At 59.5% G+C, this 15,968-nt stretch carries 17 protein-coding genes; 9 read left to right on the top strand and 8 right to left on the bottom strand.

Annotated features, from left to right (window positions below; genetic code table 11):
- Nucleotides 1-59 precede the first annotated feature (59 nt).
- Nucleotides 60-959 (top strand): transcriptional activator NhaR, encoded by a 900-nt coding sequence (nhaR, locus tag H8F23_RS20520; protein WP_194935591.1) that lies wholly within the window; start codon nucleotides 60-62, stop codon nucleotides 957-959.
- Here the strand turns inward: nhaR and H8F23_RS20515 are convergent.
- A complete protein-coding gene (locus H8F23_RS20515) occupies nucleotides 954-2,117 on the bottom strand; it encodes an MFS transporter (protein ID WP_102901657.1) in 1,164 nt (387 codons plus the stop codon). The two genes, nhaR and H8F23_RS20515, sit on opposite strands and share 6 nt — an antisense overlap.
- A gap of 336 nt (nucleotides 2,118-2,453) precedes the next feature.
- On the opposite strand from H8F23_RS20515, the gene sstT reads away from it, so the two are divergent.
- On the top strand, nucleotides 2,454-3,686 hold the full coding sequence (sstT, locus tag H8F23_RS20510) for a serine/threonine transporter SstT (protein ID WP_095050828.1): 1,233 nt from the start codon (nucleotides 2,454-2,456) through the stop codon (nucleotides 3,684-3,686).
- 245 nt (nucleotides 3,687-3,931) lie between these two features.
- Here the strand turns inward: sstT and H8F23_RS20505 are convergent, their stop codons facing one another.
- Nucleotides 3,932-4,441 (bottom strand): DUF1993 domain-containing protein, encoded by a 510-nt coding sequence (locus H8F23_RS20505; RefSeq protein WP_194935590.1) that lies wholly within the window; start codon nucleotides 4,439-4,441, stop codon nucleotides 3,932-3,934.
- Between the two features lie 124 nt (nucleotides 4,442-4,565).
- On the opposite strand from H8F23_RS20505, the gene H8F23_RS20500 reads away from it, so the two are divergent.
- Entirely contained in the window at nucleotides 4,566-5,213 is a 648-nt protein-coding gene (locus H8F23_RS20500; RefSeq protein ID WP_194935589.1) for a YceH family protein, read from the top strand.
- 116 nt (nucleotides 5,214-5,329) lie between these two features.
- On the opposite strand, the gene H8F23_RS20495 is transcribed toward H8F23_RS20500, so the two are convergent.
- Together H8F23_RS20495 and H8F23_RS20490 are read right to left on the bottom strand one after the other, a co-directional pair.
- Nucleotides 5,330-5,848: a cupin domain-containing protein gene (locus H8F23_RS20495; protein ID WP_095124445.1), complete on the bottom strand. Its 519-nt coding sequence runs from the start codon at nucleotides 5,846-5,848 to the stop codon at nucleotides 5,330-5,332.
- Between the two features lie 142 nt (nucleotides 5,849-5,990).
- Nucleotides 5,991-6,809, bottom strand: a complete 819-nt coding sequence (locus H8F23_RS20490) for a shikimate 5-dehydrogenase (RefSeq protein WP_194935588.1) — start codon at nucleotides 6,807-6,809, stop codon at nucleotides 5,991-5,993.
- A 256-nt stretch (nucleotides 6,810-7,065) separates the two neighbouring features.
- Between H8F23_RS20490 and H8F23_RS20485 the strand changes: the two genes are divergently transcribed.
- From H8F23_RS20485 to H8F23_RS20475, 3 genes are all read left to right on the top strand, one after another.
- On the top strand, nucleotides 7,066-7,416 hold the full coding sequence (locus H8F23_RS20485; protein WP_093434008.1) for a hypothetical protein: 351 nt from the start codon (nucleotides 7,066-7,068) through the stop codon (nucleotides 7,414-7,416).
- Between the two features lie 230 nt (nucleotides 7,417-7,646).
- Nucleotides 7,647-7,841: a hypothetical protein gene (locus H8F23_RS20480; protein WP_016984641.1), complete on the top strand. Its 195-nt coding sequence runs from the start codon at nucleotides 7,647-7,649 to the stop codon at nucleotides 7,839-7,841.
- Nucleotides 7,842-7,939: 98 nt separating this feature from the next.
- Nucleotides 7,940-8,122, top strand: coding sequence for a hypothetical protein (locus H8F23_RS20475; RefSeq protein WP_093434005.1), 183 nt, complete (start codon nucleotides 7,940-7,942; stop codon nucleotides 8,120-8,122).
- Here the strand turns inward: H8F23_RS20475 and H8F23_RS20470 are convergent.
- Nucleotides 8,119-9,180 carry an AI-2E family transporter gene (locus H8F23_RS20470; RefSeq protein ID WP_093434002.1) on the bottom strand — a complete coding sequence of 354 codons (1,062 nt, stop codon included), beginning with the start codon at nucleotides 9,178-9,180 and terminating at the stop codon, nucleotides 8,119-8,121. The genes H8F23_RS20475 and H8F23_RS20470 overlap by 4 nt on opposite strands.
- 225 nt (nucleotides 9,181-9,405) lie before the next feature.
- Between H8F23_RS20470 and trhP the strand changes: the two genes are divergently transcribed.
- Complete coding sequence (gene trhP, locus H8F23_RS20465; RefSeq protein ID WP_194935587.1) at nucleotides 9,406-10,737, top strand: prephenate-dependent tRNA uridine(34) hydroxylase TrhP; 1,332 nt, start codon at nucleotides 9,406-9,408, stop codon at nucleotides 10,735-10,737.
- Nucleotides 10,738-10,831: 94 nt separating this feature from the next.
- Here the strand turns inward: trhP and H8F23_RS20460 are convergent, their stop codons facing one another.
- Nucleotides 10,832-11,065, bottom strand: coding sequence for a hypothetical protein (locus H8F23_RS20460; protein WP_194935586.1), 234 nt, complete (start codon nucleotides 11,063-11,065; stop codon nucleotides 10,832-10,834).
- A gap of 92 nt (nucleotides 11,066-11,157) precedes the next feature.
- A complete protein-coding gene (locus H8F23_RS20455) occupies nucleotides 11,158-11,871 on the bottom strand; it encodes a FadR/GntR family transcriptional regulator (protein ID WP_093433993.1) in 714 nt (237 codons plus the stop codon).
- Nucleotides 11,872-12,216: 345 nt separating this feature from the next.
- On the opposite strand from H8F23_RS20455, the gene H8F23_RS20450 reads away from it, so the two are divergent.
- Both H8F23_RS20450 and gudD read left to right on the top strand, forming a co-directional pair.
- Nucleotides 12,217-13,563 (top strand): MFS transporter, encoded by a 1,347-nt coding sequence (locus H8F23_RS20450; RefSeq protein WP_194935585.1) that lies wholly within the window; start codon nucleotides 12,217-12,219, stop codon nucleotides 13,561-13,563.
- 21 nt (nucleotides 13,564-13,584) lie between these two features.
- Entirely contained in the window at nucleotides 13,585-14,928 is a 1,344-nt protein-coding gene (gene gudD, locus H8F23_RS20445) for a glucarate dehydratase (protein ID WP_116256027.1), read from the top strand.
- A gap of 128 nt (nucleotides 14,929-15,056) precedes the next feature.
- On the opposite strand, the gene H8F23_RS20440 is transcribed toward gudD, so the two are convergent.
- Nucleotides 15,057-15,929, bottom strand: a complete 873-nt coding sequence (locus H8F23_RS20440; protein ID WP_194935584.1) for a LysR family transcriptional regulator — start codon at nucleotides 15,927-15,929, stop codon at nucleotides 15,057-15,059.
- Nucleotides 15,930-15,968 lie beyond the last annotated feature (39 nt).

Genomic DNA, 15,968 nt, shown 5'->3' with positions numbered 1-15,968 from the left:
TTCAGGAAAATTCGTATTTTTAGCGGCTATACTTCGGTTTTCACGAACTGTAGAACGTCATGCTCAATTACCGACAACTGCATTACTTCTGGGTCGTAGCCAAGACCGGCAGCATCGTGCGCGCCTGCGAGCAACTGAACCTGACACCACAGACCATCAGCGGGCAGATATCACTGTTTGAACAGACGTATGGCATCGAGTTATTCAGACGCGTCGGCCGGCAACTCGAATTGACCGAAGCCGGGCGACAAGCCCTGCCCTACGCCGAGCAGATGTTCCAGCTCGGCGGCGAACTGGAACTGATGCTGCGTGCCCAGCCCCACGAACAGCAGATCCTGTTCCGCGTCGGCGTGGCTGACGTGGTGCCTAAATCCATTGTCTATCGCCTGATCGCGCCAACCATGGAGCTGAACGAGCCTCTGCGCATTACCTGTCGCGAAGACAAACTCGAACGTTTGCTCGCCGATCTGGCGATCCAGCGCCTCGACCTGGTGATTTCCGACAGCCCGATGCCCTCGCACCTCGACATCAAGGGCTACAGTCAGAAACTCGGTGAGTGCGGAATCAGTTTCTTCGCCACCCCGGAACTGGCAGCCAGATACGGTCAGGATTTCCCGCGTAGCCTGCACGGTGCGCCACTGTTGATTCCCGGACCGGAAACCGTGGTGCGCAGCCGCTTGCAGCGCTGGTTTGCCGAGCAGCAGATCCAGCCGCAAATCGTCGGCGAGTTTGATGACAGTGCCTTGATGCAGGCGTTTGGCCAATCCGGCAGCGGGATTTTTATCGGCCCGAGCGTGATTGCCGATGAAGTGAAGCGCCAGTACGGCGTCGAACTGATAGGCCAGACCGACGCGGTGACCGAGTCGTTCTATGCCATTTCGGTGGAACGCAAGGTCAAGCACCCCGGTATCGTTGCGATTACCGAAGGTGCCCGACGCGAGCTGTTTACCGCGTTATGAGGCCTCGGCGCACATTTCGCGCGGCTTGAGCGTCATCAGCACCATGGCGAGGAACACCGACAGCAAAATGAACCCGGCGGCGGCAAACCCCAGGAAGCCCAGACCCGCGCTGTCGATCACCCGGCCACCGACGATGGCGCCCAGGCCAATCCCCAGATTGGCCCCGGCGATATTCAACGAAGCAGCAAACGCTGGCGCTTCCGGCGCGGCTTTCATCAGGCGCACATGGCTGACCAGGAACAACGCAGCCTGAGTCACGCCCCAGATCCCCATCGCCACCGCCAGCCCCAGCGGAGAATGAATGTTCGGTACCAGCGAGACCATGCCGGCAATCATGAACGCACAGAACAACACCGACGCGCCCAGCGGATGGCGATCCACCGCACGACCACCAAGGGAGTTGCCGATCAGCCCGACCGCACCGAAAGCCATCAGGCACCAACCGACCACGGTGCCGTTGAACCCGGCGAGGCGCTCAAGAATGTCGGCCAGATACGTGTAAGCAGTGAACATGCCGCTGAACACCAGGATCGACAGCACGATGTGGCCGATCATCAACGGGCTGCGCAGAATCTTGAACTGCGAGCGGAAGCTGACCTGATGTTGGTGCAGGCTGGTTTTCGGCAGATAAACAAACAGCAACAAGGCTTTGGCAAAAGCGATCACCGCCAGAATGCCAAAGGCACTGCGCCAGCCGAACGCATCGGAAATCAGCGTGCCTACCGGGATGCCGAACACCGTGGCGCAGACAATGCCGAAACCGATCTTGGCGATCGCGCGACCGGCGAAATCCGGGCCGACGATGTCCACTGCGGTCTCACTGGCCAAGGCCCAAAACACCGGCAGCCCGAGCGCGGGGATCAACCGGGCAATCGCCATCACCCAAATGTTCGGCGCCAGCGCCGCCACGGTATTGGCCAGACCAAACATGATCAGGATGCTGATAAACAGCTTGCGCCGCTCGAAGCGGGCGAAATACGCGGTCAGGAAAGGCCCGAACATCGCCACGGTAAAAGCGAATAAAGTCACCAGCAACCCGGCCTGCGGGATGGTGACTTCGAGGTCTCGGGCAATCGCCGGCAACAGGCCGACGATGACGAATTCCGTGGTCAGCACCGTGAAACCGGCGGCGGACAACAGAAGAATGGGCAACAGCATGCGCAACTCCAGCAAAACGACGACACCAGCGTTGACCCGGAGGCCCGCTGGCGGAATGTGAAAATAAGGATGCGCAATCTTAACAGAGTGTGTCCGGACTGACTTGCACAAACCTGTCTATCTGGTTGACTGTTCCGGTGGCAGATCGTCACATGCCTGAAGGAGAAGGCCTACGCTGTGATAAAGTCCGCGCCCTGAAAAACGTACAACCTGATCAGCGGCCGGTTTAATGGCGTTGATATCGCGTCAACACTTTCGGTTCGTGGCGGTGGTCTGCCCCTGTTTTGCCATCGTTTCACGCAACCTTGCACCCTATAAAAAATCAGAGATGCCGCTATGACCGCTTCATCCCCTTCTCTACTGCAACGTCTGAAAAACCTCAGCCTGGTCACGCAGATCCTGATCGGCCTGATCGCCGGTATCGCCTTGGCGCTGTTCGCGCCGGAAGCGGCGAAAGGCACGGCGTTCATCGGCAAAGTGTTCGTATCTGCGTTGAAAGCCGTCGCACCGATTCTGGTGTTCGTGCTGGTGATGGCCTCGATTGCCAACCACAAGCACGGCCAGGAAACCCATATCCGCCCGATCCTGTTCCTCTATCTGCTGGGCACCTTCGCTGCGGCGGTCGTGGCCGTGGTTGCGAGCATGGCGTTCCCGTCGCACCTGGTGTTGTCGACCGACAACGTCTCGGTGACGGCGCCGGGCGGTATCGGCGAAGTGCTGCAGAGCCTGCTGTTGAGCGTGGTCGACAACCCGGTCAGCGCGCTGATGAACGCCAACTTCATCGGCATTCTGGCGTGGGCGATCGGCATGGGCATCGCGATTCGCCATGCCGGGGACACCACCCGCGAAGTGCTGGGTGATCTGTCCAATGGCGTGACGGTCATCGTGCGTGTGGTGATTCGCTTCGCGCCGCTGGGCATTTTCGGTCTGGTGGCTTCGACGCTGGCCACCTCCGGTTTCGGCGCATTGATCGGTTACGCGCACCTGCTGGCCGTGCTGCTCGGCTGCATGCTGTTCGTGGCACTGGTGATGAACCCGCTGATCGTGTTCTGGAAACTGCGTCGCAACCCGTACCCGCTGACACTCAAATGCCTGCGTGAAAGTGGCATCACCGCATTCTTCACCCGCAGCTCGGCGGCGAACATTCCGGTCAATCTGGAATTGAGCAAGCGTCTGGGCCTGCATGAAGACACCTATTCGGTGTCGATCCCGCTGGGCGCGACCATCAACATGGCCGGCGCGGCGATCACCATTACCGTTCTGACCCTTGCAGCCGTGCACACACTGGGCATCGCCGTGGACATCCCGACCGCCATCCTGCTCAGCGTTGTTGCGGCGATTTGTGCCTGTGGCGCTTCGGGTGTGGCTGGCGGTTCGCTGCTGTTGATTCCGCTGGCGTGCAGCCTCTTCGGTATTCCAAGCGAAATCGCCATGCAGGTTGTGGCAGTCGGTTTCATCATCGGGGTGCTGCAGGATTCGGCGGAGACCGCACTGAACTCGTCGACTGACGTGCTGTTCACCGCTGCGGCGTGCCTGGGTGAGGAAGCGAAAGCCCAACGTACGGCTTAATATTCGCTGTAATGAAAAAGCCCGCCACGGTGTGAACCTTGGCGGGCTTTTTTGTGGCTGAGATCTTTTCCCCCCTCACCCCAACCCTCTCCCCCCAAGGGGGGCGAGGGGGAAAGGGAGCTGATTTGTGTGCTGTTCAAAACCTGAGTTCGACTCGATAGATCAGGTCGGTGTATTTCGAAACAACAACTCGGTCAGTCCCCTCTCCCTCCGGGAGAGGGCTAGGGTGAGGGGCTTCTGGCCGCTTAGAACGCGCCCATATAATCACGCTTGCCCACTTCAACCCCGTTATGACGCAGCAGCGCATAGGTAGTGGTGACGTGGAAGAAGAACTGCGGCAGACCGTAGGTCAGCAGGTAAGCCTGACCGCTGAAGCGTTTTTCCTTTGGGGTGCCCGGACGAGTAACGATTTCGATGCCTTCCTTGCCATCGATCTGCTCCGGCTTGATCTCGCCGATGTAGGCCAGAACCTTGGCGATCAGGGCTTGCAGCTCGGCGAAGGTGGTTTCGGTATCGTCGTACTTCGGCACTTCGATTTCAGCCAGACGCGAGGAAACACCTTTGGCGAAGTCGACGGCGATCTGCACCTGGCGGGTCAGCGGGAACATGTCCGGGTACAGACGGGCCTGCAGGAAAGCGTTCGGATCGATGTTTTTCTCGGTAGCGTGGGCTTCAGCCTTTTTCAGGACATCGCTCAGCGCGTTGAGCATTTGTTGAAAAACCGGGACGGATGCGGCGTACAGGGAAATGGTCATGGCAGTCTCGTGTGGTGGCTGGGTGGAACAGGAGGCGATTATAGCCATGCTTGATGACCACACGGCTTGCCTTTTGTTTGGCAAGGATTAGGCTAGGCGCCTTCGACTGCAGAGGGAACGCGCGATGACCACAGAGACAGAATCCAGCTTCGACGAACCACGGCTCAATGCCACGGAAATCCGCATCCTTGGTTCGCTGATCGAGAAACAGGCGACCAGTCCGGAAACCTATCCCCTGACGCTCAATGCGTTGGTCACCGCCTGCAACCAGAAAACCAGCCGCGAACCAGTGATGAACCTGACCCAGGGTCAGGTCGGCCAGAGTTTGCGTGCGCTGGAAGGTCGCGGTTTCGCCAGGCTGGTGATGGGCAGCCGTGCCGACCGCTGGGAGCACAAGGTCGACAAGGCGCTGGAACTGGTGCCGGCGCAGGTGATTCTCAGCGGATTGATGTTTCTGCGTGGCCCGCAGACCGTCAATGAACTGCTGACTCGCAGCGGGCGCATGCATGATTTCGAAGACGCCGAACAGGTGGTGCATCAGCTCGAACGTTTGATTGCGCGGGGTTTGGCCGTGTTGATTCCGCGTCAGGCCGGGCAGCGCGAAGATCGTTATACCCATGCGCTGGGTGATCCGGCGGATAGCGAGGCAATTATGGCAGCGCGGCAGAGTCCGCAGGATCGCGGTGCAAGCAGTGGCGTTTCGGTTGAGCGTATCGAAGAGCTAGAAGCGCGAATCGCCGCGCTGGAAGAACGCCTGGCCCGCCTCGAATAACCACACAAAACCAATGTAGGAGTGAACCTGCTCGCGATAGCGGTGTGTCAGTCACATCATTTTTGGCTGACACACCGCTATCGCGAGCAGGCTCACTCCTACAAGGGATCTGCGTGTTATTCACCGTCCCAGTAATCCACGCCATCCGCCTGCCGTGCCACCGCGACAAAGCCTGAGGCATTGCCCTCGGCATCCACCTTGAAGTTATCCATCACCACGTACTTGTTCGAATCCGGGTATTCGCAAATATCGGGCTGCTGCTGGGTGCTCACCGCCAGATAGCGCAATTCGCCCGAGCTGGTATTGATGATCTGATGCGCCTTCTCCGGCCCACCCGGCGGGCAAGCGATCACGTCGCCTTCGCGGATCGGGAAACGCTCGGCGCCCAGACGCACCTCGCCCTCCCCGGCCACCACGTAAAACATCTCTTCGTTGACCCGATGGCTGTGAAACGGGCTGCCACGCATGCCCGGTGGCAAGGCATACAGCCGATAACCGAGTTTCTGCGAACCCAATTGCTGGCCAATCCGCGCCATGCGCTGCTGATAGCGGCCGGCGGTTTCGCCTTCTGGGGCCAGGGCTTCGGGCAGGGGTTCGAGTTCGACCTGATGCAGGTTGAGGATGGGCGGATGCATGGGAGCCTCGGTCACGGTTTTTGTGGTGGGCAAGTCTGGGCTTGCTGAGGAGGCAGTATAGGCATTGATGGCCGGCGTGAAACCGCGTCGCCTCCTTCGCGAGCCTGCTCGCGAAGGAGGCCCGCCCAGCCACCACAACACATCAGCTCCGGGCAAAGCCCACCGCCGCCGCAAACTGCTCTTCAGTCGGCCGCACGCCGGTGTACAGCACAAACTGCTCCAGCGCCTGAATTGCAATCACCTCAAGCCCGGTGATCACCCGCTTGCCCTCTGCTCGACCGCGCACAATCAACGGCGTCTCCGACGGAATCGCCACCACATCAAACACCGTTTCGGCAGCCTTGATCACCTCCGGTTCAAACGCCAACTGCCCCGCCTCCGGCCCGCCGTCCATGCCCACGGGTGTCACATTGATCAGCATTTGCGGCCGCTCCTCCCCCAGTTCCGCCTGCCAGCGATAACCCAGCGAATCCGCCAATGCGCGCCCGGCACGTTCGTTGCGGGCGACGATCAAACCGTTTTTGTAACCACCGTCACGCAGTGCGCTGGCCACCGCTTTGGCCATGCCGCCACTGCCTCGCAAGGCAAAGGTCGATTCCTTGGGCACCGCGTGGGTTTCCAGTAGCTGCGCCACAGCGATGTAATCAGTGTTGTAAGCCTTGAGATGGCCGTGGGTGTTGACGATGGTATTGATCGACTGGATCGCCGCTGCCGATGCATCCAGTTCATCGACCAGCGCAATACACGCTTCCTTGAACGGCATCGACACGCCGCAACCACGGATGCCCAACGCGCGAATACCGCCCACCGCGCCGGTCAGGTCCTGACTGCTGAAAGCCTTGTAATAGAAGTTCAGGCCCAACTGCTCATACAAATGGTTATGAAAACGCAGACCGAAGTTACCCGGGCGCCCCGACAGGGACATGCACAATTGGGTGTCTTTGTTCGGGTTCATCTGCATGAAACTTCTCCTTCAAACGCACTTTCGGATAAACGGGATTAGCCAGCCCATCGGCTTCTGAACGATCATAGAGGCCTGATTTAAACGTGTTCCGCGGCCATCACACCGCCCGGTAAATAAACCGGTACAGACCTTACACAAAATTTACCCAGTGGCTGTGCTGATTTTCCAAAATTCGCTGTCTTAGAAGTATCCCCGCGACAACTGTGGGCCTGGTGCAGGCCCCGATGCCGGGTCGAAGAACCGAGGAATTATCATGATTCGTAAACTCCCTATCGTCGCCCTGCTGATCGGTGCTTTTGCTGTCACAGGGCAAGCAGAAGCCCACGGCGGTGGCTGGCAGGGTCCGGCGGTGTTTGGCGCAATCGTCGGCTCGGCCATCATCGGTTCGGCGCTTATCAACCAGGATCGTCCGGTTTATGTGCAACAGGCGCCGGTGTACGCCCCGCCACCGGTCTATGTGCAGCAGCCACCGCCACCGGTCTACTACCAGCCCGCACCGGTGTATGTGCAACAACCGGTCTACGTGCAACCGGCCCCGGTGTATTACGGCCCGCCGCGCGGCTACTACGGTCGTCCGCACTACTACGGCGGCCCACGCTGGTAACCGAAACACAAAGCCCTGCTTGTATAGCGGGGCTTTTTTATGACCGTTGGTCGGCCAGCGTCTGAAAAAATCTCGCCAAGGTCGCTGTGAGGACAGTTTCACCGGCTAAAGTCGGCATGATTGATTGACCGTTATGTACTTTTCCATAAAACGGTCATTTATTTGTCATGACGGAACCGCAATCTGAATCCGTCCGTAAACAACAGGTTGATAACAACAAGGACGACAGTATGCCAACACAAAACCCGCACCGCATCGTCGGCCTGTGCACCTCCAGCAAGGTGTACAGCGCGCTGACCGAGCTCAAGCACCTGGAAGGCCATCGTTGCGCCAAGTTCCTTTCGCTGCTGGCGGAAAACCTCGTGCACAAAGGTTTGCTCAACGAGCGCGAAGTCATGCACATGCTTGATCAGGTGGTCGACTGAAGCCTCAACGGCATCAATGACCACTATCGAAAGCGTTGATTGTCCGTAGAACCGGCGAATCTCTAAGGTAGCTCCATTGATAGATGGAGGTACTCGTCATGGCTCAGGTTCAAATCATGTCCGTTATCGGCAGCGCCGTCCCCGCTTCGCTCAGGGCCACGGGCCTGCTTGCCTGCTGGTATCTGATGCGCGACGGCGAAGCGATCAGTGGCCCGCTGACTTCCTTGCCCGCTGCGCAGGCACTGTCGCAGAAGCTTGTCAGCGAGCCGTTTCACGCTTAAGGCAGTTGCACTTTGGGCTTGGTCTCGGCGAACAGCGCCCAGCTCGACATGAACAACGCCGCGATCAGCGGGCCGATCACAAAGCCGTTGAGACCGAAGACTGCCAGGCCGCCAAGGGTCGAGATCAGAATCATGTAATCGGGCATTTTGGTGTCCTTGCCCACCAGAATCGGCCGCAGCACGTTGTCCACCAAACCGATCACGAACACCCCGAACAAGCCCAGCACCACGCCTTGCCAGATCATCCCGCTGAGCAGGAAATACACCGCCACCGGCGCCCAGACAATCCCCGCGCCGACCGCTGGCAGCAACGACAAAAACCCCATCAACACCGCCCACAGCAGCGCGCTGGGGATGTCGAGAAACCAGAAAATCGCCCCGCCCAATGCGCCCTGCGTCACCGCGACCACCAGATTGCCCTTCACCGTCGCCCGTACCACGCGGTTGAACTTCAACTGCAAGCGCCGCTTGTGGCCTTCCTCCAGTGGCACAGCGGTGCGCACCTTGCGCGCCAGCTCGGCGCCGTCACGCAGAAAGAAAAACAGCAGATACAGCATGATGAAAAAACTCACCACGAATTCGAATGTGCCCTGGCCAAAACTGAACGCCTGACTGGCCAGCACCTGGCTGCCCTGCATTGCCGATTTGACGATTTTCTCGCGCAAGCCGTTTAGCTCGCCCATGCCAAACCGGTCGAGCAAGTGCTGAAAGTACGGCGGCAGGCTGTGCTTGAATTGCGCCAGATACGCAGCGATGTCCAGCTCGCCGCTTTCGATGTTCTTGTAGACCGCTGCGCCTTCCTGCACCAACAGCACACTGAGGATGATCACCGGCAGAATCGCGATCACCAGGCAGACCGACAAGGTACACAGGGACGTCAGGTTGCGCTGCCAGCCGAATTTCGCCTGCAGCCGGCGTTGCATCGGCGCAAACACAATGCCGAGAATTACCGCCCAGAACACCGCACCGTAGAACGGCAAGAGGATCCAGATAAACGCCACCGTGACCAGCAACAGCAGCACGGTGAGGGATTTGAATTGAAGGCTTTTTTCGTTCATGTCCGATCCATGTCAGTCAGGCGTCATGCACGCCTCGATGCTTAGTCAACCGCGACCTGCACGAGTGCCATCTTTATTCATGGAGCATAGTTGTGGATCAGCGCGAGCCGCTTATCGAGCTCGTTCACCCACAACAAAACACGCTCAGTGCAAAGCGTAGATCCAGATCAATAAGCCGCGCCCGAATCCGCATTACCCTGCCGCGCTTTTGCGATCGACACCGCCATGACCCCTACCCTCGCCGCCCCCGAACTGCTCGCCCCCGCTGGCACCCTGAAAAACATGCGTTACGCCTTCGCTTACGGCGCCGATGCGGTCTACGCCGGCCAGCCGCGTTACAGCCTGCGGGTGCGCAACAACGAGTTCGATCACGCCAATCTGGCACTGGGTATTCGTGAAGCGCAGGCGCAAGGCAAACGCTTTTACGTGGTGGTCAACATCGCCCCGCACAACGCCAAGTTGAAGACCTTCCTCAAGGATCTGGCACCAGTCATCGACATGGCCCCCGACGCGCTGATCATGTCCGACCCGGGACTGATCATGCTCGTGCGGCGACATTTCCCGCAGATGCCGATTCACCTGTCGGTGCAGGCCAACACGGTGAACTGGGCGAGCGTCGAATTCTGGCAGCAGCAGGGGCTGAGCCGGATCATCCTGTCGCGGGAATTGTCGCTGGAGGAAATCGGCGAAATCCGTGAGCAGGTGCCGGGCATGGAACTGGAAGTGTTCGTCCACGGCGCGCTGTGCATGGCCTATTCCGGGCGCTGCCTGCTCTCCGGTTACATGAATAAGCGCGATGCCAATCAGGGCACCTGCACCAACGCTTGTCGCTGGAAATACTCAGCGCAAGAGGCCACCGAAAACCAGCTCGGCGAGATCGTCCAGACCTTCCAGCCAGAGCCAACGCTGGGGCTGGGTACGCCCACCGATCAGGTGTTCCTGCTGCAGGAAGCCAATCGCCCCGGTGAATTGATGCCAGCGTTCGAGGACGAACACGGCACCTACATCATGAACGCCAAGGACCTGCGCGCGGTGCAGCACGTCGAGCGTATGACGCGCATGGGCGTGCATTCCCTGAAAATCGAAGGCCGGACCAAATCGCACTTCTATTGCGCGCGCACCACCCAGGTGTATCGCCGCGCGATTGATGATGCGGTGGCCGGGCGTGAATTTGACCGTAGCCTGATGACCGATCTGGAATCACTCGCACAGCGTGGCTACACCGAAGGTTTCCTGCGCCGGCATGTGCATGACGAGTACCAGAATTATCAGAATGGCAGCTCGGTGTCGGAGCGTCAGCAGTTCGTTGGCGAGTTGACCGGCGAGCGGCGTGGGCGATTGGCAGAGGTCAAGGTGAAGAACCGCTTTGCCTTGGGTGATCATCTGGAGTTGATGACGCCGAAGGGCAATTTCCATTTTGATCTGCATGATTTGCAGAACGCTAAAGAAGAGGCGATCGAGGTGGCACCGGGGGATGGGCACACGGTGTATCTGCCGATTCCGGATGCGGTGGATTTGCGGTTCGGGTTGTTGATGCGGGATTTAGGCGTTGCTTGAGAAGGGGTCTGGTCGAAGGTATGTATGGAGGGTTATGCCGTCTTCGCGAGCAAGCTCGCGAAGAGGCCGGTAAATCCAGCACAACAACCAAGTCTCAGCGCCGATCATCCGACAACGGCGTCGGCTCATCCGCCGGCGGCACATCCTCATCGTCCGCTCCCGGGTCCTTCCAATCATCCGGCCGGTCGGCGTCACTCAAGGGATCGCGCCCCGGGGGCATTCCCATCGGTGAGTCGTGATCAGCCAGTGTCGGTTCATCGGTACCGGGCAGCGGCCGGGTCGAATCGGTGGGCAGCACGCCACCCTGAAACAGCAAATCGTTAGCCATGACGCACCTCACTCAGGAGGTCCGGAATACCCGGGCCGTACAACTTGGAATCAGCCCTTTGCACGGCGTGCTATCGAACAGACCAACGGACATCAGCCCCGCGCGGAAAACCGGTCGCGGCTGTTGGTCAGATGCAGCCACATGGCCGCGCGCGCGGCGTCCGCATCCTGACGCTTGATCGCATTCAGAATCGCCTCATGTTCCAGATGGGCCAGTTGCCCGAGCTTGCTCAAATCCGCCGCGCCACGTTCAGCAGCATTGAGGCGATGACGCGGAATCATCGCGCTGCCCAGGTGCTGCATGATCTCGCTGAAGCAAACATTGCCGGTGGCCTCGGCAATCAGCAGATGAAAGCGCCGATCCGCTTCGACGCAACTGTCGTTGTTGTCGAGCAGCCGCTGATAGTCATCCAGCGCCTGACGCATCTGCAGCACTTGCGCCTCCGTGCGCCGCTGCGCCGCCAGCGCCGCCGCTTGGGTTTCCAGGCCCAGACGCAGTTCGAGAATGCTGCGCACACCGAGCGCCGTGTCGACATTCAGGCGCAAGCCCTGCTCCGCAACACGCTCGATGACAAAGGTGCCGATGCCGTGGCGCGTCTCCACCAGCCCGGAAGCCTGCAACTTGGAAATCGCCTCGCGCACCACCGTGCGGCTGACACCGTGTTCCTGAACGATGGAATTCTCTGACGGCAGCTTGTCGCCGGGCGACAGCTGGCCGAGCAGGATGCTTTGCGTGAGCTTCTCCACCAGGTCATGGGCGAGGTTGTGCGCACGTTTACGGGCGGGAGCGTCGAGGTCTTCTTGCATGATCGGTTCCGGTGATCGGGGCTTGTGGATCGTAGCATCCTGCGGGGATGACGAAACTGAGTTTAGCGGCTCAGCTTGTATGACAACACTCAAATAAATGGAAATAACTTCAAACATTTCTGACAAACAGAACCGTGCTTCCCTGGGGATGACGTGATGCTCCACGCCCTACAAAACCCAACAAACATTGATCATTAACGCAAAAAAGCATAAGAAACCGGCATCCCAGAGAAAAATAATCGGCGAACCCTACTTGTAGGACAAAATTTCTCAGTTGTATGATGTCTAGCAACAACGCAGCACCTGCCCTACCCCGCATAAAAATAATCAGTGGGAGAAAAACAAGTGAAAACCTCCGTCTCCGGGATGAACGAGGGCGTCGATTCGACACTCGCGTCGGCCATCTCGAAAGTGAAACGCCACGTCCTGCCGCTGTTCGTGATCATGTTCATCGTCAATTACATTGACCGAGTGAACATCGGTTTCGTCCGCACTCACATGGAACATGACCTCGGTATTGGTGCCGCCGCTTATGGCTTCGGCGCCGGGCTGTTCTTCATCGGTTACGCGCTGTTCGAAGTCCCGTCGAACATGCTTCTGCAAAAAGTCGGCGCACGCATCTGGCTGACCCGCATCATGCTCACCTGGGGCCTGGTCGCCGCCGGCATGGCCTTCATCCAAAACGAAACCCACTTCTATGTACTGCGCTTTTTGCTCGGCGTGGCCGAAGCCGGGTTCTTTCCCGGGGTGATCTACTACTTCACCCGCTGGTTGCCCGGTGCCGAACGCGGCAAAGCAATTGCGATTTTCCTCAGCGGCTCGGCCGTGGCCTCGTTGATCTCCGGCCCGCTGTCCGGCCTGCTCCTGCAAATCAATGGGCTGGGCATGCACGGCTGGCAGTGGATGTACTTCATTGAAGGGATGTTTTCCGTGTGCCTGTGCGTGTTCGTCTGGTTCTGGCTCGACGCCAAACCCCACGACGCGAAATGGCTGAGCCGCGCCGAACAGGACGCACTGGTCAACGCCATCGACGCTGAACAGAAGGCCCGCGAAGCCGCGACGCCGATCCGGCCATCCATGGGCAAACTGCTCAAGGACCGCCAGATCATCCTGTTCTGCCTGATCTACTTCTTCATTCAGTTGACCATCTACGCGGCAACCTTCTGGCTGCCGAGCATCATCAAGAAAATGGGCGAGATGAGCGACTTCCAGGTCGGCCTGTTCAACTCGATTCCGTGGTTGCTGTCGATCATCGGCATGTACGCTTTCGCCTCGTTCTCGGCCAAGTGGAAACACCAGCAGGCGTGGGTCGCCACCGCCCTGTTGATCGCCGCTGCGGGGATGTTCATGTCGACCACCGGCGGGCCGATCTTCGCTTTCGTTGCGATCTGCATTGCTGCGCTGGGCTTCAAATCCGCCTCATCGCTGTTCTGGCCGATCCCCCAGGCGTATCTGGATGCGCGCATCGCGGCGGCGGTGATCGCGCTGATCAACTCGGTCGGCAACCTTGGCGGCTTCGTCGCGCCGACCACGTTCGGCCTGCTCGAAGAACACACCGGCTCGATTCAGGGCGGCCTCTATGGCCTGGCCGCGACGTCGATCATTGCCGCGATCATCGTCTTCTTCGCGCGCACCACGCCGAAACCTGCTGCCGACCTCGCCGTGGCTGACGCCGCGCCAAAGCACGCCTGAACTTTTTACAAGGATAAGAACATGACCGCACACGACACCGCCAAAGCCCCGATCATCACCGACATGCAAGTCATCCCGGTGGCCGGCCACGACGGCATGCTGCTCAATCTGAGCGGCGCCCACGGGCCGTTTTTTACCCGCAACATCGTCATCCTCAAGGACAACGCCGGCCACACCGGCGTCGGTGAAGTGCCCGGTGGCGAGCGTATTCGCCAGACCCTGGAAGACGCGCGCAGCCTGGTGGTCGGCAGCCCGATCGGCACGTATCAGAAAATCCTCAATCAAGTGCGCCAGACCTTCGCCGACCGCGATGCTGGCGGTCGTGGTCTGCAGACGTTTGACCTGCGCATCACCATTCACGCGGTCACCGGCCTCGAAGCCGCACTGCTCGATCTGCTCGGTCAGCATCTCGATGTACCGGTGGCGGCGCTGCTCGGCGAAGGTCAGCAACGCGACGAAGTGAAGATGCTCGGTTATCTGTTCTACGTTGGCGATCAGCGCGAAACCGACCTCGCCTACCGAAGCGAACCGGACGCCGACAACGACTGGTTCCGCGTGCGGCACGAGAAGGCCATGACGGCCGAAGCCGTGGTGCGCCTCGCCGAAGCGGCCCACGCGAAATACGGTTTCAAGGACTTCAAACTCAAGGGCGGCGTGCTCAGCGGCGATGCGGAAATCGAAGCAGTGACGGCGCTGGCCGAGCGCTTTCCCGAGGCGCGCATCACCCTCGATCCGAACGGCGCGTGGTCGTTGAAAGAAGCCATTCGCTTGTGCCGCGATCAGCATCAGGTGCTCGCCTATGCCGAAGACCCGTGCGGTGCGGAAAACGGTTATTCCGGTCGAGAAGTGATGGCCGAGTTTCGTCGTGCCACGGGGCTGAAAACCGCCACCAACATGATCGCCACTGACTGGCGTGAGATGGGTCATGCGATCCAGTTGCAGTCGGTGGACATTCCGCTGGCCGACCCGCATTTCTGGACCATGCAGGGATCGGTGCGTGTGGCGCAAATGTGCCATGAGTGGGGCCTGACCTGGGGTTCGCATTCCAACAACCACTTCGATATCTCGCTGGCGATGTTCACCCATGTCGCTGCCGCCGCACCGGGCGAGATCACCGCGATCGACACCCACTGGATCTGGCAGGACGGCCAGCGGTTGACCAAGGCGCCGCTGCAAATCGTCGATGGTCTGGTGCAGGTGCCGAAGAAGCCGGGGCTGGGTGTGGAGCTGGACATGGACCAGGTGGCCAAGGCCCATGAACTGTATAAAGGCATGGGCCTCGGCGCGCGGGATGACAGCGTGGCGATGCAGTTTCTGATTCCGGGCTGGAAGTTCGATAACAAGCGGCCGTGTCTGGTGCGCTGAACCTGATCTCCAATCCACCACGGTCCCTGTAGGAGTGAGCCTGCTCGCGATAGCGGTGTGTCAGTCAAAATTGATATCAACTGACACACCGCTATCGCGAGCAGGCTCACTCCTGCAAGGGTTTTGCGTTAACCAGAGATTTGCAGCAGCCAGGTTTTGAAAGCCATCATCGCCGCCGTTTCCGGCCGCGACTGCAACCGCGTCAACCAGTAACTCCCCGTCGTAATCTCAATCGCAAACGGCTGACAAATCGCCTCCGCCGCCAGTTGCCGGGCGAACATCATTGGTGGCGCCAACGCCACACCACTGCCCTGCAACGCAGCCTCCATCATCGCCAGCGACGAGTCGAACACGATGCTTTGCGGCGGCGCAGCCTGGGTCGCCAATCCGGCCGCCTGAAACCACTCCGGCCACTCATCGGTGCGATAGGAACGCAGCAACGTCTGTTGCAGCAAATCCCCCGGCGATTGCAATTGCCGGGCGATCTCCGGCACGCACAACACCGACAGGGGTGCATCGAGCAAACGCGTCGCGTCGATGCCATGCCACGCCCCTGCGCCAAAACGGATTGCGTAATCCAGCCCTTCCGCCGCGACATCCACACGGTTGTTGTTGGTCGACAGTCGCAAATCTATGAGCGGATGTTTCGCACTGAAGTCCGCCAGCCTCGGCAACAACCAACCTACGGCGAAGGTGCCGACAGCGCCGACGGTCAGCATTTCACGATACTGTCCTCCGGCGACACGCTCGAGAATCTGCGCGATGTGATCGAAAGACGTGCTCAGTACCGGCAGCAAGGTTTCACCTTCGCTGGTCAGCATCAGCCCACGGGGCAGGCGTTTGAACAGGGTTACGTTAAGTTGCGCCTCAAGGCTTTTGACCTGATGGCTGACCGCCGCTTGCGTGACGCACAGCTCCACGGCCGCGCGGGTGAAGCTCAAATGACGTGCGGACGCTTCAAAGGCGCGCAGTGCGTTGAGCGGCAATTGCGGTCGAATCATGCCCAGTCCCAAATTTTTCTAATGGCTCGTGCGAGTTTT

Source organism: Pseudomonas neuropathica (assembly GCF_015461835.1).
In the GTDB taxonomy this organism is placed as follows: Bacteria; Pseudomonadota; Gammaproteobacteria; order Pseudomonadales; family Pseudomonadaceae; genus Aquipseudomonas; species Aquipseudomonas neuropathica.
The sequence above is the reverse complement of the archived record's forward strand: the minus strand, read 5'-3'. Positions and strand labels throughout refer to the sequence as shown.